The sequence below is a fragment of the Luteibacter sp. TLI7-4A genome (assembly GCF_056754745.1).
Genome location: NZ_JBPGWO010000001.1, coordinates 3,484,772 through 3,508,158 on the forward strand (window position 1 = coordinate 3,484,772; position 23,387 = coordinate 3,508,158).

18 protein-coding genes and 1 pseudogene are annotated in these 23,387 nt (G+C 64.7%); 11 read left to right on the plus strand and 8 right to left on the minus strand.

Features of this window, described 5'->3' with window-relative positions; translation table 11 throughout:
• Positions 1-311: 311 nt before the first annotated feature.
• Positions 312-2,621 (plus strand): TonB-dependent receptor, encoded by a 2,310-nt coding sequence (locus tag ACR9Y6_RS15335; RefSeq protein ID WP_481282063.1) that lies wholly within the window; start codon positions 312-314, stop codon positions 2,619-2,621.
• A gap of 4 nt (positions 2,622-2,625) precedes the next feature.
• Here ACR9Y6_RS15335 and ACR9Y6_RS15340 read toward each other — a convergent pair whose 3' ends face one another.
• Positions 2,626-3,084, minus strand: coding sequence for a DUF4126 family protein (locus tag ACR9Y6_RS15340; protein WP_481282064.1), 459 nt, complete (start codon positions 3,082-3,084; stop codon positions 2,626-2,628).
• Positions 3,085-3,291: 207 nt separating this feature from the next.
• On the opposite strand from ACR9Y6_RS15340, the gene ACR9Y6_RS15345 reads away from it, so the two are divergent.
• The 10 genes from ACR9Y6_RS15345 to ACR9Y6_RS15390 all read left to right on the plus strand — a co-directional run bounded on the left by ACR9Y6_RS15345 (position 3,292) and on the right by ACR9Y6_RS15390 (position 10,911).
• Positions 3,292-3,825 carry an energy transducer TonB gene (locus ACR9Y6_RS15345; RefSeq protein ID WP_481282065.1) on the plus strand — a complete coding sequence of 178 codons (534 nt, stop codon included), beginning with the start codon at positions 3,292-3,294 and terminating at the stop codon, positions 3,823-3,825.
• Between the two features lie 90 nt (positions 3,826-3,915).
• Entirely contained in the window at positions 3,916-4,206 is a 291-nt protein-coding gene (locus ACR9Y6_RS15350; protein WP_481282066.1) for a hypothetical protein, read from the plus strand.
• A 108-nt stretch (positions 4,207-4,314) separates the two neighbouring features.
• On the plus strand, positions 4,315-4,611 hold the full coding sequence (locus ACR9Y6_RS15355) for a hypothetical protein (protein ID WP_481282067.1): 297 nt from the start codon (positions 4,315-4,317) through the stop codon (positions 4,609-4,611).
• A 13-nt stretch (positions 4,612-4,624) separates the two neighbouring features.
• The gene (locus ACR9Y6_RS15360) at positions 4,625-5,158 is read left to right on the plus strand and encodes a gamma carbonic anhydrase family protein (RefSeq protein WP_481282068.1); all 534 of its coding nucleotides are present in this window, start codon (positions 4,625-4,627) and stop codon (positions 5,156-5,158) included.
• Positions 5,159-5,250: 92 nt separating this feature from the next.
• Positions 5,251-7,296, plus strand: a complete 2,046-nt coding sequence (locus tag ACR9Y6_RS15365) for a M3 family metallopeptidase (RefSeq protein ID WP_481282069.1) — start codon at positions 5,251-5,253, stop codon at positions 7,294-7,296.
• Positions 7,297-7,353: 57 nt separating this feature from the next.
• The gene (gene xth / locus ACR9Y6_RS15370) at positions 7,354-8,121 is read left to right on the plus strand and encodes an exodeoxyribonuclease III (protein ID WP_481282070.1); all 768 of its coding nucleotides are present in this window, start codon (positions 7,354-7,356) and stop codon (positions 8,119-8,121) included.
• The gene (locus tag ACR9Y6_RS15375; RefSeq protein WP_481282071.1) at positions 8,118-8,789 is read left to right on the plus strand and encodes a YecA/YgfB family protein; all 672 of its coding nucleotides are present in this window, start codon (positions 8,118-8,120) and stop codon (positions 8,787-8,789) included. The genes xth and ACR9Y6_RS15375 overlap by 4 nt, the downstream gene beginning before the upstream one ends.
• A gap of 92 nt (positions 8,790-8,881) precedes the next feature.
• Positions 8,882-9,712, plus strand: coding sequence for a pirin family protein (locus tag ACR9Y6_RS15380; RefSeq protein WP_481282072.1), 831 nt, complete (start codon positions 8,882-8,884; stop codon positions 9,710-9,712).
• 65 nt (positions 9,713-9,777) lie between these two features.
• Entirely contained in the window at positions 9,778-10,461 is a 684-nt protein-coding gene (locus ACR9Y6_RS15385; protein WP_481282073.1) for an HAD family hydrolase, read from the plus strand.
• 93 nt (positions 10,462-10,554) lie between these two features.
• A complete protein-coding gene (locus ACR9Y6_RS15390; protein ID WP_481282074.1) occupies positions 10,555-10,911 on the plus strand; it encodes a hypothetical protein in 357 nt (118 codons plus the stop codon).
• Between the two features lie 146 nt (positions 10,912-11,057).
• Here ACR9Y6_RS15390 and ACR9Y6_RS15395 read toward each other — a convergent pair.
• The 7 genes and pseudogenes from ACR9Y6_RS15395 to ACR9Y6_RS15425 form a co-directional block, all read right to left on the minus strand.
• Positions 11,058-13,988: pseudogene (locus ACR9Y6_RS15395) on the minus strand (discoidin domain-containing protein); the annotation flags it as partial.
• 137 nt (positions 13,989-14,125) lie between these two features.
• The gene (locus ACR9Y6_RS15400; RefSeq protein WP_306848624.1) at positions 14,126-14,947 is read right to left on the minus strand and encodes a carbohydrate ABC transporter permease; all 822 of its coding nucleotides are present in this window, start codon (positions 14,945-14,947) and stop codon (positions 14,126-14,128) included.
• On the minus strand, positions 14,944-15,822 hold the full coding sequence (locus ACR9Y6_RS15405; protein ID WP_481282075.1) for a carbohydrate ABC transporter permease: 879 nt from the start codon (positions 15,820-15,822) through the stop codon (positions 14,944-14,946). The genes ACR9Y6_RS15400 and ACR9Y6_RS15405 overlap by 4 nt, the downstream gene beginning before the upstream one ends.
• A complete protein-coding gene (locus ACR9Y6_RS15410) occupies positions 15,819-17,111 on the minus strand; it encodes a sugar ABC transporter substrate-binding protein (protein ID WP_481282076.1) in 1,293 nt (430 codons plus the stop codon). The genes ACR9Y6_RS15405 and ACR9Y6_RS15410 overlap by 4 nt, the downstream gene beginning before the upstream one ends.
• Positions 17,105-18,592: a glucoamylase family protein gene (locus ACR9Y6_RS15415; protein ID WP_481282077.1), complete on the minus strand. Its 1,488-nt coding sequence runs from the start codon at positions 18,590-18,592 to the stop codon at positions 17,105-17,107. The genes ACR9Y6_RS15410 and ACR9Y6_RS15415 overlap by 7 nt, the downstream gene beginning before the upstream one ends.
• A gap of 114 nt (positions 18,593-18,706) precedes the next feature.
• Positions 18,707-20,227 carry a tryptophan halogenase family protein gene (locus ACR9Y6_RS15420; protein ID WP_481282078.1) on the minus strand — a complete coding sequence of 507 codons (1,521 nt, stop codon included), beginning with the start codon at positions 20,225-20,227 and terminating at the stop codon, positions 18,707-18,709.
• Between the two features lie 105 nt (positions 20,228-20,332).
• Positions 20,333-23,371, minus strand: coding sequence for a TonB-dependent receptor (locus ACR9Y6_RS15425; protein WP_481282079.1), 3,039 nt, complete (start codon positions 23,369-23,371; stop codon positions 20,333-20,335).
• Between the last annotated feature and the right edge of the window lie 16 nt (positions 23,372-23,387).

Here is a 23,387-nt window from a genome sequence, read left to right on the forward strand (position 1 = left end):
CCTCCATGCAGGTGGAGCCTGCGCCGGCCGGATGACCGGCTCGTTTCAGCGTGCGAGCAACTGGCGGGCTCCCAACGAGACGATCACGGCACCCCGGACGCGATCGATCCATGCCTTGCCCCGAACGGGCTCCGGCACGAGAAACCCGACTGTACCCACCGGAAGGATGGACGTCCAAATGTTTCAGTCGTAACGGTTGTCGACCCGGTCACGCTTCGGGCGACAGTCAAACATCCGTCATCCCGGAGTAAGCAGCGTTACATGCGCGGGCCACACGCTCGCGGGCTCTTGCCTTCGATGGATCGTCCCCGATGACGCGTGTTCGTATTTCCTTTCGTCGTACCGCCCTCGCCACCGCGCTCGTCCTGTCGCTGCACGCCGGGTTCGCGCACGCCGCCGTGGGCGACGACGACAAGGCCACTCCGGCCCCGTCCGACGCGACGGACGCTCGTGACACTCCGAAACAACTGGACGCGATTTCGGTGATCGCACCGGGTGAAACGCGACAGATCCAGAGCATCGGCGCCGAGGAGATCGTGCGCCAGCAGACCCCCGGCAGCAGCGCCCTGAAGGCATTGGACAAGCTCCCGGGCGTGCAATTCCAATCGGCCGACCCGTGGGGCGCCTACGAGTGGTCCACGCAGATCACCCTGCATGGCTTCGACCAATCCCGCCTGGGTTTCACGCTCGACGGTATCCCGCTCGGCACGATGGGCTACGGCGTGACCGATGGCCTCCAGGTCACCCGCGCCATCACGTCGGAAAACCTCGCGACGGTGGAACTGGCACAGGGCGTCGGCGCCCTGGGCACCGCCTCCAACACCAATCTCGGTGGCACCGTGCAGTTCTTCTCCGCCGATCCGGACGCCAAGCCGGGCGTGCGCTTCAACCAGGTCATGGGTTCCGACTCGACCAGCCGCACCTATGTGCGCGCCGACAGCGGCGACCATGGCGGCTTTTCCATGTACGTGTCGTTCGCGCATGCCGACACGGACAAATGGAAAGGTTTCGGTGACCAGAAGTCGAACCAGGCCAACCTCAAGGCGGTGTACCAGTGGGGCGACGGTAACCGTATCAGCCTGTTCGCGGACGGTAGCAAGCGCAAGGAATACGACTACATGGACCTGTCCCTGACCAGCCAGCGCGCGCTGGGCTGGGACTGGGATTACCTGCAGCCGGACTGGAACACCGCCGTCGGCATCGCCAACGCGCTCAACGGCAAGGGCCAATATCCCGCGCTGCTCGACGCGCTGCCGGCGGACTACGGCAAGGGCGACGCGACGTATTACGCCGGTGGCGGCATCCGCCGCGATGGCCTGGCCGGCCTGTCGGGTTCGTTCAACCTCGGTGGTGCCACCCTCGACGCCACGGGGTACTACCACGCCGACCGCGGCGAAGGTCAGTGGGCCACGCCCTACCAGGCCTCGTCGCCCACCGTGCCGCTTTCCATGCGCACCACCGACTACGGCCTGGACCGCTATGGCCTCACGTCCGCGCTGAAGTTCAGCCTGGACAACCACGATATCGAACTGGGCGTATGGGGCGAGAACGCCAACACGAACCAGGAACGCAACTTCTTCACGCTGGATGGCCAGTACACCGCCCTTTACACGTTCTACAACGACCAGCAGCCGTTCCTTCGCGCGTTCCTGCAGCACTACGAAACCAAGACGCGCATGGCCTACGCGGAAGACACCATCCACTTGCTCGACGACCGGCTCACCGTGAACTTCGGCGCGAAGTCGCTGCGCGTGACCACGGACGCGACGTCCCTGGTGCCGACGACGTCGTTCGCCCAGGGTGACATGAAGGCGAGCAAGGGTTTCCTGCCACAGGCGGGCGTCGATTACCGCCTGGACGAGAACCAGGACATCTACGGTTCCTATGCGAAGAACCTGTCCGCCTTCGGCATCACGCCGTTCAGCACCTCACAGGCGGCTTTTGACGCGGCGAAGAGCCGCTTGAAGCCCGAGGAATCGCAGACCTGGCAGGTCGGCTACCGCGCGCACGGCGAAACCTTCGAGGCTTCCCTCGGCTTGTTCTATACGCGCTTCGAAAACCGCCTGCTGGTGACCACGCCCTGCCCGGCCGTCGTCACCTGCGCGTCCTCGTTGAACAACGTGGGCGACGTGAAGAGCCGTGGCGCGGACCTCGCCTTCATCTGGAAGCCGATTCGCGGATTCACCTGGCTCAACTCGCTGTCGTACAACAAATCGCAGTACCAGGACGACTACCAGAACGCCGGCACGGTGCCCACCGCCGACAAGTACGTCGTCGGCGTGCCGAAGACGATGTTCTCCACCTCGCTGAGCTACGAGATGGGCGGTTGGCGCGCCAATCTGGAAGGCAAGTACACCGGCCGCCGCTACATCACCTATACCAACGACTCGTCGGTGCCTTCCTATTGGGTGGCGGACGCGGGCATCGCGTACGACTTCGGCGCGGTCTCGGCGTTCAAGGGCCTCAGCATCGGCTTGAACGTCACCAACCTGTTCGACAAGCACTACTTCGCCTCGACCGGTACCAACGGCTACGTCGCGTCCGACCCGCAGGGCTACAACCAGACCCTGATGGCCGGGGCGCCACGCCAGTACTTCGTGAACCTCAACGCTCAGTTCTGACCGGTCAGACCAGGAAGACCACGACGAGGGCCAGCACGATCGTCACGATGTCCTCGATGATCGCGCCGGGGATATCCCTGTGGAATCTGGCGGCCATCCACGCGCGGGCCGCCGAACCACCGTAGGTGCCGAGGACCGCGCCGATGATGCCTGCGACCAGGCCACCGACCAGGCTCTCGTCGGTGGCACCGACACAGGCGCCGCTCAGCGCGCCCGTGATGATCCGGGTGCCGAATTGCAAGGGAATCTTGCGGCTGGGGGTGGTGGGCAGCTTGTCGGCGACCAGCTCGCCAAGGGCGGCGATGCCGAATATCCATGGTGTCCAGGCATAGCCCATGAACGCGAGCGGTGTGCCGGCCAGATGCAGGTCGCCGAAGCGGGCAGCGAAGGCGACGGCCGCGGGGGCGAGCATGGCGCGATAGCCGGCGACGGTACCGATGAGCAAGGCGAGAAACAGGATCATGGCGCATTCCTTTCCCGGATGGTGGCTGCATTAGGCGGGATGCGAATCCTCGATGCAATGGCGACAAGCGCATGGCTGCGAGCTTCGCGGGAGTTCCTGCGGGGCGACCGCCACCGATTTGCAACAATCGGGCGGGAAGATGTCACGCCCGTTGGGGTCGGCCACAGGGGGTCGGCCTGGTTGCGGGTCGTTCTCCCGGATTTCCCCATGTCCAAGTTCAACCTGGCCGCGCTTCCCCGCCGCGTGGTCATCCTTACCGGCGCCGTTGTCGTGGCCCTCGCCGGGGCCGCGGCGTTCGCGACGCTGCGCATGCACCGTGTCGACGCGGGGATGGCGGCCGATGGCTCCTCCTCGGCGCAGACCGAATCCGGCGACGCCGATGCGTCGGGCGTCGATATCCTGCTCGGCCTCGCCCGTCAGGCCACGCGTGAAGGCCGACTGGTGGCGCCACAAGGCAATAATGCCTACGAGTATTACCTCAGTGTCATCCAGCTGGATCCGCAGAACGCGACGGCGCTGGATGCCTTGCGCGAGACCCTGCCGTTCGCCTCGCAGGAAATCGAGCGGCAGATCAATCGCCGCCAGCTGGAGGAGGCGCGCCGCGAGATCGCCCTGCTGCGCGACTTCGATCCGACGAACTACACCCTGATCATTCTCGGGGCGAAGCTCGACGCGCAGCAGCAGGTCGTTACCGCGGAAGACGAGGCGAAGGCTGACGCGATGCGTCGGCGTAACGGCTAGTCGAATTCATTCCGCGGAGGGGGAAGCCGGGCGATAGTCGTCGGCGCGCCGGCATTGGCGCAACCCCTCTTACAGGCAAGGAGCCTGATCATGAATAAGACCCTCCGTTCCCTCGCGCTCGCACTGTTGGCGACCGCCCCCATCGCCGTGAGCGCTCAGGGCCACCAAGGTATCCCGCTGCACTGCAGCATCACGCAGACGGGCACGTTCGAAGCGTTTATCGCGGCCAAGCCGACGCCGGAGCAGTTCCGCGCGGCCTATGGGTGCATTCAGCTGCAGCTGCCCAACAGCTACTCCACGCACGAGCGGCGGGTGGACAACAGCCGATACTTCGCCCGAATCGACGAGCAGGGCCGCATCGTGGGTGGCCGCTTCGGGTAAGCCCTGGCAGCGACGGACGCCGGGCAGGGCGTCCATTCAGGACCCGGTTCATGTTTCGTCGCGAGTCGTGCGGCGATAATCGCCACTCCACCTGGCAAGGAGCCCCGCATGAATCGCCTCGTTCCCCTCTTTTTCCTGCTCGTTCTCGGCGGTGCCGCCCTCAGCGCGTGCCAGACCGCGCCGGCCGCCCAGCCCCGGCCCGTCGCCGGCTTCGTCACCGACATGAAGGCCTTCGACGCCTTCATCGCGACGAAACCGACGCCGGAGCAATTCCGCGCGACCTATCCGGACGTCCTCCTGGTTACCCCCGACATGATGTCCACCCGGGAAATGCGCCAGAACAACAGCCGCTACTTCCCCAAACTCGACGCCGATGGGCGCATCGTGGGTGGGTCGTTCATGTAAGTACAATGGCCTCATGCACAACCCCATCAGGCCCTTCAAGGGAATCCTTCCGCGCCTTGGCGCCCGCGTCTACGTCGATGCCGCCGCCACGGTCATTGGCGATGTCGAACTGGCCGACGACGTGTCGATCTGGCCGGGCGCCGTCGCACGTGGCGATGTGCATCACATTCGCATCGGCTCCCGCAGCAACCTCCAGGATGGCGCCATCATCCACGTGACCCACGACGGGCCCTACAGCCCCGGGGGATTTCCGACGATCATCGGCGCCGATGTCACCATCGGCCATGGCGCGGTCATCCACGCCTGCACCATCGAGGACGGCTGCCTGATCGGCATGCATGCCACCGTGCTGGATGGCGCGGTGGTGAAGAAGAATGCGTTCGTGGGTGCCGGCGCGCTGATCTCCCCGGGCAAGGTGGTGGGCGAACGCGAGCTGTGGCTGGGAAATCCGGCAAGAATGGTGCGTGTGCTCAGCGACTCCCAGGTCGAGCAGCTGTACTACTCGGCGGCCAACTACGTCCGTCTCAAGGACGATTACCTCGCTTGAGCCCATTGGCGCCCGCCCAGGGCCGCCACGCCGCGCTGCCGCTTGATTTGGGCCGGCCACGGCACCACGCTGGGTGCCTGAAAGGAGACCCGATGGATACCAGCACCAACCCTCTTCTCGACCCGAACGGCTTGCCGGCTTTCTCGGCGATCCGGCCGGAACATGTCGAACCGGCCATCGACACCTTGATCGCCGAGCAGCGCGCCGCCATCGAGCGGATCGCGGCGCCCGGCGGCGTCCGTGATTTCGAGCACGTGATCCTCGCCCAGGAACGCCTGGACCAGACGATGGCACGGGCCTGGGCGCCGGTGAGCCACCTGCATTCGGTGGCCGATTCCGAGGCGCTGCGCAAGGTTCATGGGGCCGCCGAGGAGAAGCTCACGGATCACGGGATCGAGGTGGGCCAGAACCGCGATCTCTATGCCGCCGTGCAAGCGGTGGCCGACCGCCCCGACTTCGCCGCCCTTCCCGTCGCCAGCCGCGCCGCGGTCGAGCATGCGTTGCGCGATTTCCGCCTGTCCGGCGTGGCGCTGGAAGAACCTGCGCGCAGCCGCTTCCGTGAAATCGGCGTCGAGTTGTCGAAGCTCACGACGGAATTCTCCAACGCCGTGCTCGATGCCACCGAGGCCTGGCACAAGCACATCACCGACGAGCGGGACCTCGCCGGCATTCCCGCGTCGGGTCGTGCCGTTCTTCGTGAATATGCGCGCGAGGAAAAACTCGACGGCTTCCTGGTGACGCTCAAGCAGCCGAGCGTGCAGGCGGTGCTCACCTACGCGGAAAACCGCGACTTGCGGGAGGCTGTCTACTACGCCTACCAGACTCGCGCATCCGACCAGGGCCCCGACAAGGGCAAGTTCGACAATTCGGCGCGCATCGAGAAGATCGTCGCGTTGCGGCACGAGGCCGCCCAGCTGCTGGGTTTCGCCAACGCGGCCGAGGAATCGCTGGCCACCAAGATGGCCACCTCGCCCGATGCCGTGCTGTCGTTCCTGCGCGACCTCGCGACCCGCGCGAGGCCGGTGGCGCGCAAGGAACTGGACGAACTGCGCCGTTTCGCCACCGAGGAATTGAAGATCGACAACCTCGAACCGTGGGATGTGGCCTTCGCCGCCGAACGCCTGCGCCAGCAGCGTTATGCCGTCGACGAGGAGCAGATCAAGCCGTACTTCCCCGCTTCGGCCGCCATCGACGGCCTTTTCATGGTGGTCGAGCGGCTCTACGGCATCCGTTTCGCCGCCCGTGACGATATCGACACGTGGCACAAGGACGTGAAGTACTACGACCTGAAGAATGCCGACGGCACGGTATTCGCTGGCGCCTACCTCGACCTGTACGCCCGCTCGGGCAAGCGCGGTGGCGCGTGGATGGACGTGTGCGCCTCGCGTTTCCGCGACGGCGGGCACCTCCAGTTGCCCATCGCCTTCCTCACCTGCAATTTCCCGCCGCCCACCGACGGCGCGCCGGCGTTGCTCACGCACGACGACGTGCTGACCTTGTTCCACGAATTCGGCCACGGCCTGCATCACATGCTGACCGAGGTGGATATCCCGTCCGTTGGCGGCATCGATGGCGTGGAGTGGGATGCCGTGGAACTGCCCAGCCAGTTCATGGAGAACTTCGCCTGGGACCGGGAAGCTTTGCGTTCGTTCGCCAGGCACTATGAAACGGGGGAGCCGCTCCCGGACGACCTCTACCAGCGCATGCTCGATGCCCGGCACTTCCACGCGGGCCTGTTCCTCGTCCGCCAGTTGGAGTTCGCCCTGTTCGACTTCCGCCTGCACCTCGAGTACGACCCGTCCCGAGGGGCCCGCCCGCTCGACGTGCTGGAAGAGGTCCGTCGCGAGGTCGCCGTGCTCCATCCACCGGCCTGGCAGCGTTTCCCGCATGCCTTCACGCATATCTTCGCCGGCGGATATTCGGCCGGTTACTACAGCTACCTCTGGGCGGAGGTACTTTCCGCGGACGCCTTCGAGGCCTTCGAGGAGGCCGGCGTGCTCGACCGCGCCACGGGTGAGCGTTTCCGCAAGGAAGTGCTGGCGGTAGGCGCCACGCGGCCGGCGCTGGATTCCTTCAAGGCCTTCCGCGGCCGCGAGCCCCGCCCGGACGCGTTGCTGAAAAGCTACGGCCTGGCCTGAGCCGTACTTGCCCGCGCGGCGCCCAGGCGCCGCGCGGCTTTCCTTTACAATGGCGCCATGAAGATCGCGTCATGGAACGTCAACTCACTCAAGGTCCGCCTGCCCCATCTCCAGCAATGGCTGGCCGAGGCGCAGCCCGACATCGTCGCGTTGCAGGAAACCAAGGTCACCGACGACAAGTTTCCCGTCGACGAGGTCGCGGCCATGGGTTATCGCGCCGTGTTTTCCGGGCAGAAGACCTATAACGGCGTCGCCATCCTCGCCAAGGACGACATCGGCGATGTCGTGACCGACATCGCCGGCCTCGACGACCCGCAGCGGCGCATCATCGCGGCGACGGTGGGCGACGTTCGCGTGGTGAACCTCTACGTCGTCAACGGCAAGGCGCTCGGCGACGAAAAGTACACCTACAAGCTGCACTGGCTGGCGCGCGTGCGCGATTTCCTCGAAACCGAGATCGCCCGGCATCCGAAACTCGTGGTGCTCGGCGACTTCAACATCTGCCGCGACGACCGCGATGTCTACGATCCGGTCGCCTGGGGCGAGGACATCTTCTGTTCCCCGCCCGAGCGCGCGGCCTTGCAGGCCCTGCTCGACGTGGGTCTTCATGACAGTTTCCGGCTTTTCACCGAAGATGCCGGCATCTTCAGCTGGTGGGACTACCGCCAGGCCGCGTTCCGCCGCAACATGGGACTGCGGATCGACCTCATCTTGATCAGCGATGCGCTCAAATCCGTCGCGACCTCGTCGATCATCGACAAGGCGCCGCGTAAGTGGGAGCAGCCGTCCGACCACGCGCCCGTCGCGTTGGAGTTGAACCTTTGAATACACCGAAGTCCGAATGGCCGAGTTCTCTCGACGACCGGGAGCTCGAAGAACTCGATACCTACCTGCGCGCGCACGGTAGCGACGGCGACCTCATGCTCGATGGCGTGCATGGCCTGCTCTCGGCCGTGGCGATCGGCCCCCTCGAAGTGAAGCCCGAGGAGTGGCTGCACGAGGTCCTGCACGACGCGTTCGAGGACGAAAGCGAAGGCAACCGGGTGCTGGAGTTGCTCGCCAAGCTCAACGACTCGATCAGCGCGGAACTCGACGTGGATGCCTACGAGCCCATCCTCGGCGAGATCGACACCGAGGAAGGACCGCTGCTTTCGGCGGCCGGCTGGTGCGAAGGTTTCAGCCGCGGCATCGACATGCGCGCCCAGCTGTGGGAAACGCGGCTCGCGGAGGACCCCACGCTGATGCAACTGCTCGGCCCCATCATGGCGCTGGCGGTGGACGAAGGCGTGCTCCAGGCCGACGCCGAATTCGAAAAGCTCACCGACGACGAATACGACGAATGCCTGGGCCAGCTGCCGGAGGTGCTCAACGCCGTGGGCGATTACTGGCGTGAAAGTCCGCCGACGGAGGCCGAGCTCCAGGCGCTCACCCGCCCGCGCGTGGAAGGCGAGGACGGCCCGCCACGGCAGCGATCGGGCCACTGGGTGCACTGACACCCCCCGCTTCGCGAAACGCATCGTTCACGCCACGCGCCTTGGCGGCGTGCGCCACAACCGGCATCTTGGCGGCAACCAAGGAGCCAGCCATGACCCATCGCCACATCACCCGCCGCGTCAGCGGCATGGATACCGCCGACGGCGCGGGCGTGAAGCTCAAGCGCATCATCGGTCAGCCCGCCCTCGACATGGTGGACCCGTTCCTGCTGCTCGACGAATTCCGTTCGGACCAGCCCGGTGACTACATCGAAGGTTTCCCCGAGCATCCCCATCGCGGCTTCGAAACGGTGACCTACATGCTCGCCGGCCGCATGCGGCACGGCGACAACCACGGCAACCGTGGCGACCTCGGTCCCGGCAGCGTCCAGTGGATGACGGCCGGGCGCGGCATCCTGCATTCTGAAATGCCGCAACAGGAAGAAGGCCTGATGTGGGGCTTCCAGCTGTGGGTGAACCTGCCCGCCGCCGACAAGATGGTGGCGCCGCGTTACCAGGACATCGCCCCCACCGAGATCCCTGTCGTACGGCCCGCCGAAGGCGTGACCGTACGTGTCGTCGCGGGCGAAATCGCTGGCGAGAAGGGGCCGGTCTCCGGCATCAGTACCGATCCGATCTATCTCGACATCGCACTGGATGCGGGTGCCCGCCTGGAACTCGACCTGCCGGAAGGCCATAGCGCGTTCGCCTACGTCTTCGACGGCACGGCGACGACCGTGGCCGGTGAGACATTGGCGCGCAGCGAGTTGGCCGTGCTATCGAAAGGTGACAAGGTCAGCTTCGCCGCGGAAGGACACGCCCGTATCCTGTTCGTCGCGGGCCGTCCGCTCGCCGAGCCGGTGGCGCGTTACGGCCCGTTCGTCATGAACACGCCGGCGCAGATCCATGAGGCGATCGCCGACTTCCGCGCGGGAAAGTTCTGACGAGAACCCTGTCACGGGACGGCGGCGGTTGTCAGGTTCGCCCTTGCCGCCGTACCCTGCCGGGCATGTCCAGACAAAAGCATGCCTTCCTCTTCGATCTCGACGGGACCCTCGTCGACAGCGTCTACCAGCACGTCCTCGCATGGAAGGAATCGCTCGACATGGAGGGCATCGACCTCTCCGTGTGGCGGATCCACCGCAAGATCGGGATGAGCGGCGGCTTGTTCACCGACATCCTGCTGCGCGAGACGCAGACCGAGATCACGCCGGACCGGATCGACCGCCTGCGCCGCAACCATGCCGCGGCCTATGGGAGGTTGGCCGAGGCCGGCGCGGTGAAACCGCTGCCCGGCGCGGTCGAACTGCTGAAATGGCTCACGGACGCGAAAATTCCCTGGGCCATCGCCACCAGCGGGCGCATGGAAACGGCGGCGCACAATATCGCGGCCCTCGGCGTCGATCCGGACAAGGTGCCGGTGGTGACCCGCGACCAGGTCCGCCACGCGAAGCCCGACCCGGATCTCTTCGTCACCGCTGCCCAGCGGCTGGGGACCGACATCCGCGATGCGATGGTCATCGGCGATGCGATCTGGGATATGCTCGCCGCCCAGCGGGCCAGGGCTCTGGGAATCGGCCTGCTGTCCGGAGGCTATGGCGAGAACGAACTCGAACGGGCGGGTGCCTACCGTGTGTTCGAGGACCCGGCCGACCTGCTCCGGCACATCGATGAAGTCGCAGCGCGAAGCTGAACGGATTCAATAAGTTCCCCGAGGCGTTTAGGCGCCGGAAGGGAAAGGGTTCGTAGGATCGCACCCATACGCATCGCGAGGATTTCACTGCACATGCGCTTCTTGCTCACCGTCGTACCGCTCACGGCCGCGTTCATCATCGCGGCGTGCTCCCATTCCGAACCCGCCGCACCCGAGGCGTCGCCCACGGCGGCCGCGACGGCCGCGTCACCGGCTCCGGGCAAGACGGCGCCGGCAAACCCGGCGCTCGGCTCGCCTGAATGGCTGGCCTGGGTCGACAAGACGTTGGCGGTCAGTGACGACGGACATGGGCCCACGCCGGGTTCCGACGAGTGGAACCGGGCCGTGAATACGAAGCTTGGACAGGAAGCCCCACAGGCGTCGCCGGGTTCGGCCGAGTGGCAGCAGGCGGTGGATGCGCTTTTGCGCACTCGGGTGGCGACGCACTAGGGAATCGCCGACAGGTCGGCTCCCACCAGGTGGTCTGCCACCGAGCGGCTGACCTGCAAAGTACCCAGGCCTCAGAACCGAAGGTCCGGAACCTATAGCGTGGCCCGCAAACGCTTCGCCCCGGCCGGAACCTTCACCTCGCCCGATGGCAGCGAAAGAACGATCCCGCCCGGCATGTGCACCGGCTGCGTGATCTCCAGCACCGCCTCCCCACCCTTCGCCTTCAACGTGTAACCGAACCGCCCGTAAGGCGTGCGCAGGTCGCGGATCGCTATGCCCTCGCCTCCCAGCCATCCTGGCTGCACGCCGGCGGCGATCACCAGGGCACCATCGGACTCGCGGTCGTAGGCGAACATGTCCAGTGCCGAGCGCACGTAGTCCGAGGCGATCCACGCATGCGGCATGTCGCCCACGAAACGCGGTTCACGCGGATCGCGGCCCACCACTTCGGCCCATTGGTTCCACGCGGCGGGACGACGGTCGGCGAAGAAGAACGCTACGAGCTCATCGAGCCGGTCGCGCCAGCCGAGCCGGATGAAGCTGGCGATCGTGCGTAGTTCGTACGGCGTGTAGTCTTTCCACGCGGTTTTTCCATCGCGACGGGCGACGAAGCCACGCCAGTATGTCTCGAAGGTGTTGTCGAGCAAGGCCTTCGGCAGTCGCGACTGCTCGCCTCCCGGCGATAGCGCGATGGTGGTCGAGGTCGCGTCGAAATCGCCCAGTTCGGCCGAACCGGGGATGAAATCGATGCCCTTGGCTTTCACCGCCGCGGCGATGGAAGCATGCAGGTCATCGCGGAACTGATCGCGCGACGCGATGAAGCGCTTCGCGTCATCCGGCTGGCGAAGTGCCTGTGCGAGTTCAACGGCATCGTCGTAACCCTTCAACGCCCAGAAATCGTCCCAGTACGAATGCATCGGCTTGGTCGAATAGCCCTCGTGACTGATCGATGCGGGCATCAGTCCGTAAAGAGCCCGATCCGGTCCATCCCGTCGTGACGGCACGCGTTCGCTCATGCGCAATCCGTCCATATAGGCGACGGCCTTGCGTACGTGCGGATACAGCGCCTCCACCGTCGCGCGATCGTGCGTATAACGCCAGAGCTCCGCCACGCTGAAGATCAGTTCGCCGTGGCTATCGTTCTCGGGAACGGGATCGGAACCGCGCGCGTCGACGCAACACGGAACCTTGCCGTTGGAGAACTGATGTGGCGCGTACCAGCGGATGAATTCAGAGGCGACGTCTTCATGGCCCGTACGCAACAGGCCTTCGAGCATCATCGCGCCATCGCGGACCCATGTTCGCGAATACGAACGGGTGCCGGGCTGCAAGGCGGGACCGTCGCGGGAAATCAAGATTTGCGCGATACCGCTCCTCATCGTGTCGACGACCGGCCGCGCCACGTCGGGTACGGTCACCGTCACACGATCCAGTTTGTCGCGCCACGAAGCCGCGACCGCATCGGCATGATCGGCGAGCCAGCGCCCGGCGTCGTTCGGCATCGCGACATCGTCGCCTGGCTTCACCGGAACGACGACGCCGAGATCCACGTGGCCATGCGCGGGCACGCGCAGGTCATATAGCAATGCGCCCTGGGCGAAGCCGCCGTTGTCATGCAGCGTCTTCGTCGAGGGCCGTTCGCCCGCATCCAGGCGTTCGCTCAAGGTCGCCGGTTCATTCGTGCTGGCGACGAAACCGGTCGTCGTCTGCAAGGGGATCACCTTGCGCCTGCCGTTGACGGTAAGCGCCTTGCCATCCCAGGCGAGATCGTCGATACGGCTGACGCCACCGGGCGCGTTGAGGAACTGCGTGGGGGGATTCACCTGGAAAGGCCGCGCGGCCAGTGCCAGCGTCACGTCGCGGGCCTTGTCGCCGTTGTTCTCCATCCGGTAACCCATCACCAGCTGCGACGCGCCCGCCGGGCCCTGCGCAAAGGCGGTGGTCGTGAGCGCGAGCTCGCCCGCCTGCCAACGAACGGAAGGAAGGGGAAGATAGCCGTCGCGCAGCGACTGGCTCGTCGTCACATCGGCCCAGGTGATGAGCTTGCGCCCGTCGATCAGGAACGGCTCGATCGAGAAGCCGCCGCGCACGACTTCGACGGCGCCGTCTTCGGAGATCAGGGCCGAGTCACGGCTGCCACCGTCGACGCCGACGATCGTCCAATAGGATTGCTCGCCGGAGAACCCGCGTGGGTAGAGGCCGCGGCGTACCTGCTTCGCACGCGATTCGAAGATGGCATTGGGCGTGGGTGGTGGAGCGGGTACGGCTTCGGGTTTGCGTGCGACGAGGCGAAGGTTATCGAAGCAGACCTCACCCTTGTTCGCGCCAGGTGCCATGGGACCCGTTGTGGGAGCCGCTTCAGCGGCGATGGGTGCTTGCGCCAGACTGGCCTGCTGCCACGGGATTGCCGCTGAAGCGGCTCCCACAGGGATGCTGCCGGCTGGAGACTTGTTGGCGTTGGCGTTGGCGTTGGCGTTGGGTTGGGCCTCGGCGTAGATCACGAATTCCACGTCGCGTGTATGTCGGAGCGTGCGGTCCTTCAGCGGACCCCAGGCGAACTCCACCTGGCGGCTCGTGGCTTCGATCGTCTGCCATGCATCGCGTGGAACGAAGGACGGTTTCTGGAACCACCACACGTTGTCGCCGCTGTCGTCGATCAGTTTGAACTGCAAGGTGTTCGGCGGCATGTTTCCGCGCACATCGAAGCTCAGCGCGAAACCGTCGGGAAAATCGATCGGCAGCGTCTTGCGGATGGAGGCCGCGCCGGATACGCCGTTGAAATCGTAGTCGAGGCAGATCGCCTGCCCGGTCTTCCCGGGAATGGCACGAAGCGTGGCGGAGACGTCGTCGGTGTGTGTCGCCGTCCAGCCGCTGGTCGTATCGAAGTTGTCGAGCGCCGTGGGGGCCGACGATGCCGGAGCCGCCAGAGCTGTCGAGGATGTCGCCGCTGTCGCGGAAGCGGCAACGGCGCCCGCGATGAATAGCGCGAACAATGTCCTGCGCAGTCCCTTGGAACCCTTCGAAGCCCCCGCCGCTCTTGTGGGAGCCGCTTCAGCGGCGATGGGTGCTCGTCTCATACTGGCCCGCTGCCGCGGGATCGCCACTGAAGCGGCTCCCACAAGTGAGGCTCCTATAAGTGAGGCTCCTGCACGCGGGGTTCCTCCAGGTGAGGCTTTCACCAGTGCGGTTCCTTCGGTATGGTTCTGCGCCATGCTCAGCCCTTGACGCTGCCCAGCAGCAGGCCTTCCAGGTAGTAGCGCTGCAAGGCGAGGAACAGTACCAACACCGGCAGGATGGTCACGACCGAACCGGCCATCATCAACTCGCTATCCTGCACGTGCTCGCGCGACAGCGACGCCAGTGCGATGGGAAGCGTGTAGTGCTCTTGTCCGGTCAGGGCGATCAACGGCCACATGAAGTCGTTCCATGCAGCGAGGAAGGTGAAGATCGCGAGCGTGACCATGATCGGCTTGAGCAGCGGCATCACGATCGTGGCGAAGATGCGGAACTCGCCCGCCCCATCGATGCGCGCGGCTTCCATCAGGTCGTCCGGAATGCCGCTGGCATACTGGCGGACGAGGAAGATGCCGAAGATCGTCGCCAGCGCGGGGACGATCACCGCGCCATAGGTATTCACCAGGCCCATGTACTTCAGCAACAGGAACAGAGGCAGCATCGCCACCTGCGCCGGAATCACCAACGCACCAAGCAACACCTGGAAGAGGCGTTGGCGCCCTTTGAACTCCAGCTTGGCGAAGGCGTAGCCGGCCATCAGGTTGAACGCCAGCGAGATGACGGTGATGGCCGTCGAGATCAGCAGGCTGTTGAAGAGGTAACGGCCCATGCCGGCGTTGAGGAAGAGCTGCCGGTAGTTGTCCAGCGTGGCGTGCGTGGGCAGCACGGGTGGAGGCAGCGAGCTGGCCTGTCCCTGGGGCATGAACGACACCGAGACCATGTACAGCAATGGCGCGATGGCGATCGCGGCGCCGCCGATCAGCAGGCCGTTGATGAGGGCTTTCGCCATGCGGGGGCTCATGCCGCTTCTCCCTGCTTCGACAGGCGAAGCATCGCGGCGGTGACCACGAACATGATCACGAACAGGATGAAGGCCACTGCCGAGGCCGAGCCGAGGTTCCACCACTTGAAGCCTTCCTCGTACATCAGGTACAGCACCGAGGTCGTGCTTTGCAGCGGTCCGCCTTCGGTCATCACGTAGGGTTCGGCGAACAACTGGAAGTAACCCGAGACGGTGAGGATGCCGACCATCACCATCGTCGGCTTCAGCATCGGCAGCGTGATATGGCGGAACTGCGCGATGGCCGAGGCGCCGTCGATGCGTGCGGCTTCGTACAGGTCGCCGGGAATCGCCTGCAAGCCAGCCATGAAGATGATCATGTTGTAGCCGAAGTTCTTCCACACGGCGAAGAGGATGATCGTGGGCATCGCCCAGTGCGGGTCGCCGAGCCAGTCCACGGTGGGCATGCCGATGGAGTCGAGCACGTAGTTGATCAGGCCGTACTTGGTGTTGAACAGGTAGCGCCAGATCACCGCGACGGCCACCACCGTCGTGACCACGGGTGCGAACAACGCGGTGCGGAAGAACGGCTTGAAGCGGGCCATGGGTGAGTTGAGGAGCATCGCCGCGCCCAGCGAGGCGATCAGCGACAACGGCACGCCCACCACCACGAAATACACGGTATGGCCCAACGCCGACCAGAACAGCGGACGCTGCAGCAGCGACCAGTAGTTCTGCAGGGCGACGAAACGCAGGTTGCGGATATCCGCCAGCGCGTAGAGATCGTAATCGGTGACGGACAGGAACAATGCCGCGACCACCGGCAACAGGAAGAACAGCCCGAGGATGATCAGAGCTGGGGTGACGAAGAGCCAGGCGGCGCGGGTGGTATTCATGGTGTTGCCTTGTGGCCGTGGTCCAGCATCCAGCGGCGTTTTTCCAGGAGACGGTCGGCGCGCCGGTCGATTTCCTCGGCGGCCTGGTCGATCGTGAGATCGCCATGCGTGGCCTGTGCCGCGACCAGCTGCATCTCGGTGACGATACGCTCCCATTCGGCGACGGGCGGCGTGGGTTTCACGCGTTCCAGTTGGTCGCGGAACGCCGTGGCCTTGTCGTCGTCCTTCAGGGCGGGCGCCTGCCACGACGAGCGGCGTGGCGGCATGTCGCCCAGGATTTCATAGAACCGCGCCTGGATCGCCGGGCGCGACAGGAACTCGATGAGTGCCCAGGCATCGTCCTTGTGCTTCGATGCACGGTAGATCACAAGGCTGGAGCCGCCCGCGTTCGATGCGCCCGGACCGTTCGGGCCAGGCAGCGCCACGGTGCCCCAGTCGCCCTGTTGCTCGGGCGGCAGGCGCTTGCGGAACTCGCCGATGTTCCAGGGGCCGGAAAGATAGAACGCATAGAAGCCCTGGCCGAACGCGGCCCAGGGGTTGCCGATGCCGACGTTGGTCATCATCGGCGCCTGCTGGTCCTTGAACATCGAGACGTAGAAGGCCAGCGCCTTCTTGAACCCCGGGCTGCGGAAGTTGCCGTAGCGCCCGTCGTCGCGCAACAGCGGATCGTCCTGCTGCAAGGCCAGCGCCAGCAGTTGTTCGAACTCGTTGGTGGGCAACAGCACGCCATAGGCCTTGCCACGAGGCTGGGCCAGCCGGGCCATCATCGCCTGCCATTCGTTCCAGTCGCGCGGCGGGTGGTCGTAACCCACCTTGGCGAGCAGGTCCTTGCGGTAGAAAAGCAGGCGGGTATCCACGTACCAGGGCACGCCATAGAGCGTGCCGTCGATGACATTGGTGGACCAGATCGCAGGAAAGTAATCGTCGCGGGCGACGATCTTCGAACCGGCGACACGCGCATCGAGTGGCTCGAGCGCGCCGAGCGCCACCATCTCGGGAATCCACGTGTTACCCAGCTGCGTGATGTCCGGCGTCGAGTCGCCCGCATACGCGGTAAGCAGCTTCTGATGCGCGGCCGTGAGCGGGAGCTGCTGTATTTCCACATGCAACCCCGGATGTTCGGCCTCGAACTCAGGCAGCAGCTTCGCCACGGCCTCGCCTTCGCGGCCGATCGTCCAGAACTGCAACGTACGCGTGCCTTGTTCCTGTTTCGCGCAGCCGGCGACAACGGCACCGGCGAGCGCCAATACCAGGGTAACGCGCAGGACGCGCGCCACGCGCCTCACCATAGGTTGGCTTCCGTATCGGCATCGAGCCAGCCACCGGTGAAGCCGGCGCGCTCGAGCCCCTTGCGGATGTACGGGTTCTTCTTCATCACGTTCCAGACGAACTCGCTACGGTAGTTCTCGATCATCAGCACGATCGGTCCCTGGTCGAGCCCGAGATGCACCGTATCGGCCCAGCCGAAGCCCGGTATCAGCCTGCCCGTGCGCAAGTCGGTCTGCGTATGGAAGCTGAGGTTGAAGGCGTCGACGAAACCGTATTTCGTATAGATGTACTGGCCATATTTCTTCTTCATTTCCTCCAGCGCGGGGATCACGATCTCCGGCGCGAAGGCGATGGAACCACCCGCGGCCGTCGGCACGATGGTGCCGTCGTCGGAGATGTAGTCGAGGCCGGCACCGCGCGCGGTATAGCCGGCGAACGTGCGCTCCTTGTCACCCTGCTTCACGATCATGCCGCCCGGACCGTTGCTGGCGGTGAGGCCCCATATGTTCTTGCCGTAGCCGGTCCAGCCACCGGGATTGGCTATGGCGTAGGCCTGCTGCGAATACGTGGCTCGGCGGCTGTTCTCGAAATAGTCGATATTGTGTGCGCGGCTCCAGGCGTCGCGGATGCCGCGGAAGTCCACCCAGGTGTGGCTGAACTGGTGTCCGAACAGCGGAGCGAAATTGAGGAAGGTCTGGCCGTGGAATTCGCCCCAGGTCTTGTCGTAGGTCTTCGTCCAGGCGGCCCATGCATCCTCGCCCACGGGATGGGTGGGTGAGCCGAGCGCCAGGATGTACACGAGCATGCCTTCGTTGTAACCGGTCCAGTCGTGCGGGATGTGCTTGCCGCCCGGCGTCCAGCCCATGCTGATCAGCGGTTTGTGGTTCTGCGCCCAGGTCCATTCCACGCGGCGATAGATGTCGTCGGCGAGGCTGCGGATTTCCTTTTCCTTCGCATCGTCGCGGTCGTAGTAGCTCTGCGCGAACAGCACGCCACCAAGCAACAGCGCCGTGTCGACGGTGGACGCCTCCACCCGGCGATCGTGGCGCTTGCCGGTTTCCATGTCGAGGAAGTGATAGAAGAAACCGTGGTAGCCGGTGGCATCGTCTTCGGAATCGTTCTGCGGCGCGTCGTGGAAGAAGCGCAATGTGACCAGCGTGCGGTCGACCGCCTGCTCGCGCGTGATATAGCCGCGCTCCACGCCGACGCCGTAGGCGGTAAGGCCGAAGCCCACCGAAGTGATCGAGGCGAAGGAGTCGGTCGGGTAGTGGTCGGGAATGAGGCCGTTGGACGGGTTGGCGCTGTCCCAGAACCACTGGAACGTGCGCTTCTCCAGATCCACGATCATCGGTGGAACGGGGTGGATGTCCTTGATCGCCACCGCTTGGGCGTGTGTCGGCCTGGGTGTCTCTTTTTCCGCCATGGCCAACGGCGAGGCGAAGGCGAGGAGGACACCGAGGGCGAGGAAGAACGAGAGACGCTTTGTCGTTTTGGCTTGCATGACGCGGGTCCTAGCTGTGTAAACGTTTACGCCAGAGGGTCGGAGAAAGGCCCCGCAGGGCCTTGGTCGAACGGGAACCATACGTACCGGCTGGTGCCCTGGCAATCGCGCATGTCATGACACCACCTGCGGCGCGCGGCATTCGCGGTCGATGAACTGCTGGTGGGTGGGCATCAGGTCGACGTTCTTCGAAACGACGTCGCGGATGCTGGCAAGAAACCTCGGAATATCCTCATCGGGCATCTGGTCGACCAGCGGATCGTAACCCCTCGGCATGATGCCCTGGCCGATCATCACCTGGATCCAGCTGACCACGGCGAACATCTCCTCCGCGGTACGGAAGAAGCGGCCGCTGTGGCGAAACAGGTCGATGTTCTCCTGCAACGAAGCAGGAATCGACATGTTCCTGCAATCGTTCCAGAAAGGTGAGTCGTCGCGGGCGGTGGCCTTGTAATGCAGGATCAGGAAGTCGCGGATGCGCTCCGCCTCGAAGCGGGTCTGCGCGTTGTAGCGGTCGACCAGCACGGGGTCCATCACGCCATCGGATGGGAACAGCTGAAGCAACTTCGAAATTCCCGCCTGGATCATATGGATGCTGGTCGATTCCAGCGGCTCCATGAAACCGCTGGCGAGACCGAGCGAAACCACATTCCGGTTCCATGCTTTCTTCCGGATGCCGGTGACGAAGCGCAGCGGACGAGGTTCCGCCAGGGCTTCGCCATCGAGGTTCGCCAGGAGCTTCGCGGCGGCCTCGTCATCACCGATGTGGCGGCTCGAATACACGTAGCCGTTGCCGGTGCGATGTTGCAGCGGAATGCGCCATTGCCAACCCGCTTCGCGCGCGGTGGAGCGCGTATACGGCGTCGGTTCTTCCACGCGCGCGCACGGTACGGCCAGTGCGCGGTCGCAGGGAAGCCAGTGGCTCCAGTCCTCGTAGCCGGATTCCAAGGCGCCTTCGATGAGCAGGCCACGAAATCCCGAGCAGTCGATGAAGAGGTCGCCCTCGATACGCTCGCCGCTGGCGAGCAGCACCGCGGCGACATGGCCCGACTCCGGATGCAACTCGACGTCCCGGACCTTGCCTTCGCTGCGCCGGACTCCACGCGCTTCCGCGTATTCGCGCAGGTAACGGGCATAGAGCGACGCGTCGAAGTGATACGCGTAAGCGATGCCACCGAGGGGATTGCTCGCGGGCACGTCGACCGGCGCGGGCATGAACTTGCCGCGGACGGCGGCGACGGTGTTGACGGAGTAGTCGCCGAGGTCGGCGGCGGAGCCTGCCTGCCGGCCCTTGAGCCAGAACTGATGGAATGGCGTCAGGCCGATGTCGTGGCCCATCACGCCGAAACCGTGGATATAGGAGTCGCCCAGCCTGCCCCAGTCGCGGAACTGGATGCCGAGCTTGAACGTACCCTGCGTGCGGGCGACGAAATGGGCTTCGTTCAGTCCCAGCAGGTTGTTGAAGAGCTTGATGTGCGGAACGGTGGCTTCACCGACACCGACGATTCCGATCTCGTCGGACTCGACGAGCCGAACGGTCACCTTCCGGCCGAGCACGCGCGCCAGTGCGGATGCCGCCATCCATCCGGCGGTGCCTCCACCGACGACGACGATATGGGTGATGCCGTTGTTCATCGCTGGACCGCTGGTGCAGGGGCTAAGAAATGCGCCCGCGGGGAGACGCGCGGGCGCCAAATACGGCGCACCCGGCCATGCGTGCCGGATGCGCCGCTGGAGCGCTTAGAACTTGAAGCCAGCCGTGAAGCGGGCGGTACGCGGCACGAACTGGATGTTGCCATTCTTGTTGAACACGACCGGCGTACCCGTCGGAGCGTTGATAGTCCCGAAGTTCGTGTTGTAGTCGACCAGGTTCTTCCAGTTGAAGACGTTCAGGATGTCGAAACGGATGTAGAACTTCGTCTGGTCGTTTTCGTTGAGCACGAAGTCCTTCGTGGCCTGGAAGTCGATGTCGCGATAACCCCAGATCTTTCCGCCGACGAGGAACTTCGAACCCGGAGGAGTAAAGGCGCCCGGACGGTTTGCCTCGCCAGTCGGGAAAAGGTACCCCCCGCCGTAGCCATACGTACCGTTCCAGGGCAGCGGTGTCGCAAGGGTCAGCTTCGCCGAGAAAGTGAAGCCCCACGGACCATCCAGCGAGCCGGTCGCCACGAAGCGATGCTTCGACGCCGCGTTCGAGGTGACGAACGGATAATCCTGGATGGTGGCCTCGTCGAACGAGTAGTGTTCCTTGATGTCGCGGTTCTGCTTGGCGCGCGTATAGGTGTATGCGAAGTTCGCGCTCCAGCCCGACTCGCGGGTGTACGGCTTGTCGGCCGACAGCAGCACCTGGGTCGTGCGCGTGCGGATGCCGTTGTTACCGATGATCATCGAACCGAAGCCGGGCACGCCGTTGTTCCAGGGCTGGGTGCCGTTCTGGAAGAACGAGCCGTCCGGATAGCGGTTGCCCAGCGTGAAGGCGAAGCCGTCATACGAGAGCACGCGCGTGATCGTCGCATCCGTGTTCCAGTCCCCGATCTTGTTCGACATGCCGATGCTGAACTGATCCGAATACGGAGCCTTCAGGTCGTTGTTCATCATGTCGACCTCCTGGCCCTTGTTCGAGCCGGCGACCAGCGCCTGCAGGTTCTCGAGGCCGTTGAGGTAGGACGGATCCCAGTTCACGCAGTTCGTGTTCGGACCGACGTTGCAGCTGCGGCCGGGAATGTTGAAGAAGATCTCCTGGTACGGCAGGGCCGACTTGGTCTGTTCCAGCTGCAGGTAGTCGTAGAGGTTGCGGTCGTACGAGCGGCCCGCGCCGCCGTGGATCACGTGCTCTTCGTCGGCGAACAGGTCGTAGGAGAAGCCCAGTCGCGGCGCCCACTGGTTCTGCGCGTGGCGGTTGTGGCCGTTGCCGATGTAGTCCTGGTAGTTGATGCCACCCTTGGCCAGCGTCTGCGCATAGGTCTGGCCCGGGAACTGGTCCTGGGCGTTCGGATCGAGCGAGTTGAAGCCGTCGATCACGTTCTGCGGCGTGACGTAGTCGAGGTAGGACGGGGTCTTTTCCTTGTCCCAGCGCACGCCGAGGTTCAGGATGAGGTGGTCGTTGATCGACCAGTCGTCCTGGATGTACGCGCCGTACTGCTTGCTGTTGGTCTCGGCGATCGAATTCAGGCCGGGCACCGGGTTGGAGAACTGCGCCCGGTACGGCAGTGCGTTCGTGCCGTTTTCATCGACGTTGTAGAAGAACTGCGGATTGGTGTTCTGCGCATCCTGCGCGTGCAGCGTGACCTCCTTGTACTTGTATCCCACCTTGACGACGTGGTCGCCATGCCAGGTGAGGTCGTTGAAGGTGAAGTCGTCCGAGATCATCGGACCTTCCTGGCCCTTGATCTGGGTGGCCAGTGCCGATGCCGAGCCGATGCCGATGATGGCCGCGTCGTTGTTCGGGCGCCACGTGTAGTTGTAACCGTTGCCGTAGTTCAGCGGCAGGGGATCGTTCGACGAGTTCTCGTACGAAGCCTTGAACTCGTTGAAGAACCAGTCGCCGCTGTGCTGCCAGCGGAAGGTGCCGCGGGTGTCGTGGTTCTCGGTGGTGATGGACTGCTCGCGCGACTGGCCCGCGCCGATGTTGTCGGCCTGGGTCTCGCGGCGCACCTGGGTGCTGATCTCGATGCGGTCGCGATCGGTCAGTTCCCAGTCGATCTTGCCGAAATACAGCTTTTCGTCGAACGGCAGGTTGGCGGGACCCAGCGCGGCCTGGGCGGCCGCCGGAAGCAGGCCGACGGCGGAAGCGGGCACATCGGAACCCGGTGTGACGGTGATCGGCGTATCGAACTTCTTCTGCTCGAAGGTCACGAAGAAGTGCATCTTGTCCTTGATGATCGGACCGCCGAGCGCGAAACCGTATTCCTTCTCGAACGAGCGCGCCTTGTCGCCGTCTTCCTCGGCAGGGGTGCGGCTGCGGTACTTGTCCGAGGTATAGGTATCGAACACCTCGCCATGGAATTCGTTCGTGCCCGACTTCGTCTCCGCCGTGATCGCCGCCGACGAAACCTGGTCGTACTCGGCCTTGTAGTTGCTGGTGATGACCTTGTACTCACCGATGGCCAGCTGCGGGAACGGGTTGCCCTGGCTGTTGACCTGGCCGGCGACGCCGCCCTCCTTCACGTAGCTCTTCTGGCCCACGCCGTCGATGAAGACGTTGACGGAACTGTTGTTCTGCGCGCCGCCGCGCAACGAGGTATGGCCTTGCGCGTCGACGCTGAACACCATGCCGGGGACCGTGTCGGCGAACTCGAGGAAGTTGCGCGATACCTGCGGAATGGTCTGGATCTGGCGCAACGAGATCGTCTTGGCGACTTCGGGTGTCCTCACCTCGGTCAGCGTCGTCGCGCTCACCGTCACGCCTTCCAGCGACGCGGCGTTCGCCGCATTGGCGGTGACGTCGCCGGCGGCGGGAGCCGCGGCGGCGAGGTTCAGCGTCGCGGTCGACGCGACGGTCACCGTCACCGTCTGTTCGGTGCCCGGACCCGCATCGACCTTGTATGTCGCCGGCGGCAGGCCATTGATGATGTACATGCCATCCGCGCCGGCCTTGGCGTGGCGGGTCAGGCCCGTCTGCGGATTGAACGCGGTGACGTTCGCGCCCGGCGAGGCCTTGCCGCGAAGGGTCGCGTTGGCCGACTGCGCGAATGCCGGGGGCGCCACCACGGCGGCGGCGACAGTCGCAGTGATGACGCCGGCGAGAATCTTCTTCTTCAACTGCATCGAGGCTTTCATTGTTCCCCTCTCCCAA

Coding starts and splice junctions, on each gene's coding strand:
- ACR9Y6_RS15335 (WP_481282063.1), top strand. CDS start 312: ATGACGCGTGTTCGTATTTCCTTTCGTCGTACCGCCCTCGCCACCGCG.
- ACR9Y6_RS15340 (WP_481282064.1), bottom strand. CDS start 3,084: ATGATCCTGTTTCTCGCCTTGCTCATCGGTACCGTCGCCGGCTATCGC.
- ACR9Y6_RS15345 (WP_481282065.1), top strand. CDS start 3,292: ATGTCCAAGTTCAACCTGGCCGCGCTTCCCCGCCGCGTGGTCATCCTT.
- ACR9Y6_RS15350 (WP_481282066.1), top strand. CDS start 3,916: ATGAATAAGACCCTCCGTTCCCTCGCGCTCGCACTGTTGGCGACCGCC.
- ACR9Y6_RS15355 (WP_481282067.1), top strand. CDS start 4,315: ATGAATCGCCTCGTTCCCCTCTTTTTCCTGCTCGTTCTCGGCGGTGCC.
- ACR9Y6_RS15360 (WP_481282068.1), top strand. CDS start 4,625: ATGCACAACCCCATCAGGCCCTTCAAGGGAATCCTTCCGCGCCTTGGC.
- ACR9Y6_RS15365 (WP_481282069.1), top strand. CDS start 5,251: ATGGATACCAGCACCAACCCTCTTCTCGACCCGAACGGCTTGCCGGCT.
- xth (WP_481282070.1), top strand. CDS start 7,354: ATGAAGATCGCGTCATGGAACGTCAACTCACTCAAGGTCCGCCTGCCC.
- ACR9Y6_RS15380 (WP_481282072.1), top strand. CDS start 8,882: ATGACCCATCGCCACATCACCCGCCGCGTCAGCGGCATGGATACCGCC.
- ACR9Y6_RS15385 (WP_481282073.1), top strand. CDS start 9,778: ATGTCCAGACAAAAGCATGCCTTCCTCTTCGATCTCGACGGGACCCTC.
- ACR9Y6_RS15390 (WP_481282074.1), top strand. CDS start 10,555: ATGCGCTTCTTGCTCACCGTCGTACCGCTCACGGCCGCGTTCATCATC.
- ACR9Y6_RS15400 (WP_306848624.1), bottom strand. CDS start 14,947: ATGAGCCCCCGCATGGCGAAAGCCCTCATCAACGGCCTGCTGATCGGC.
- ACR9Y6_RS15405 (WP_481282075.1), bottom strand. CDS start 15,822: ATGAATACCACCCGCGCCGCCTGGCTCTTCGTCACCCCAGCTCTGATC.
- ACR9Y6_RS15410 (WP_481282076.1), bottom strand. CDS start 17,111: ATGGTGAGGCGCGTGGCGCGCGTCCTGCGCGTTACCCTGGTATTGGCG.
- ACR9Y6_RS15415 (WP_481282077.1), bottom strand. CDS start 18,592: ATGCAAGCCAAAACGACAAAGCGTCTCTCGTTCTTCCTCGCCCTCGGT.
- ACR9Y6_RS15420 (WP_481282078.1), bottom strand. CDS start 20,227: ATGAACAACGGCATCACCCATATCGTCGTCGTCGGTGGAGGCACCGCC.
- ACR9Y6_RS15425 (WP_481282079.1), bottom strand. CDS start 23,371: ATGAAAGCCTCGATGCAGTTGAAGAAGAAGATTCTCGCCGGCGTCATC.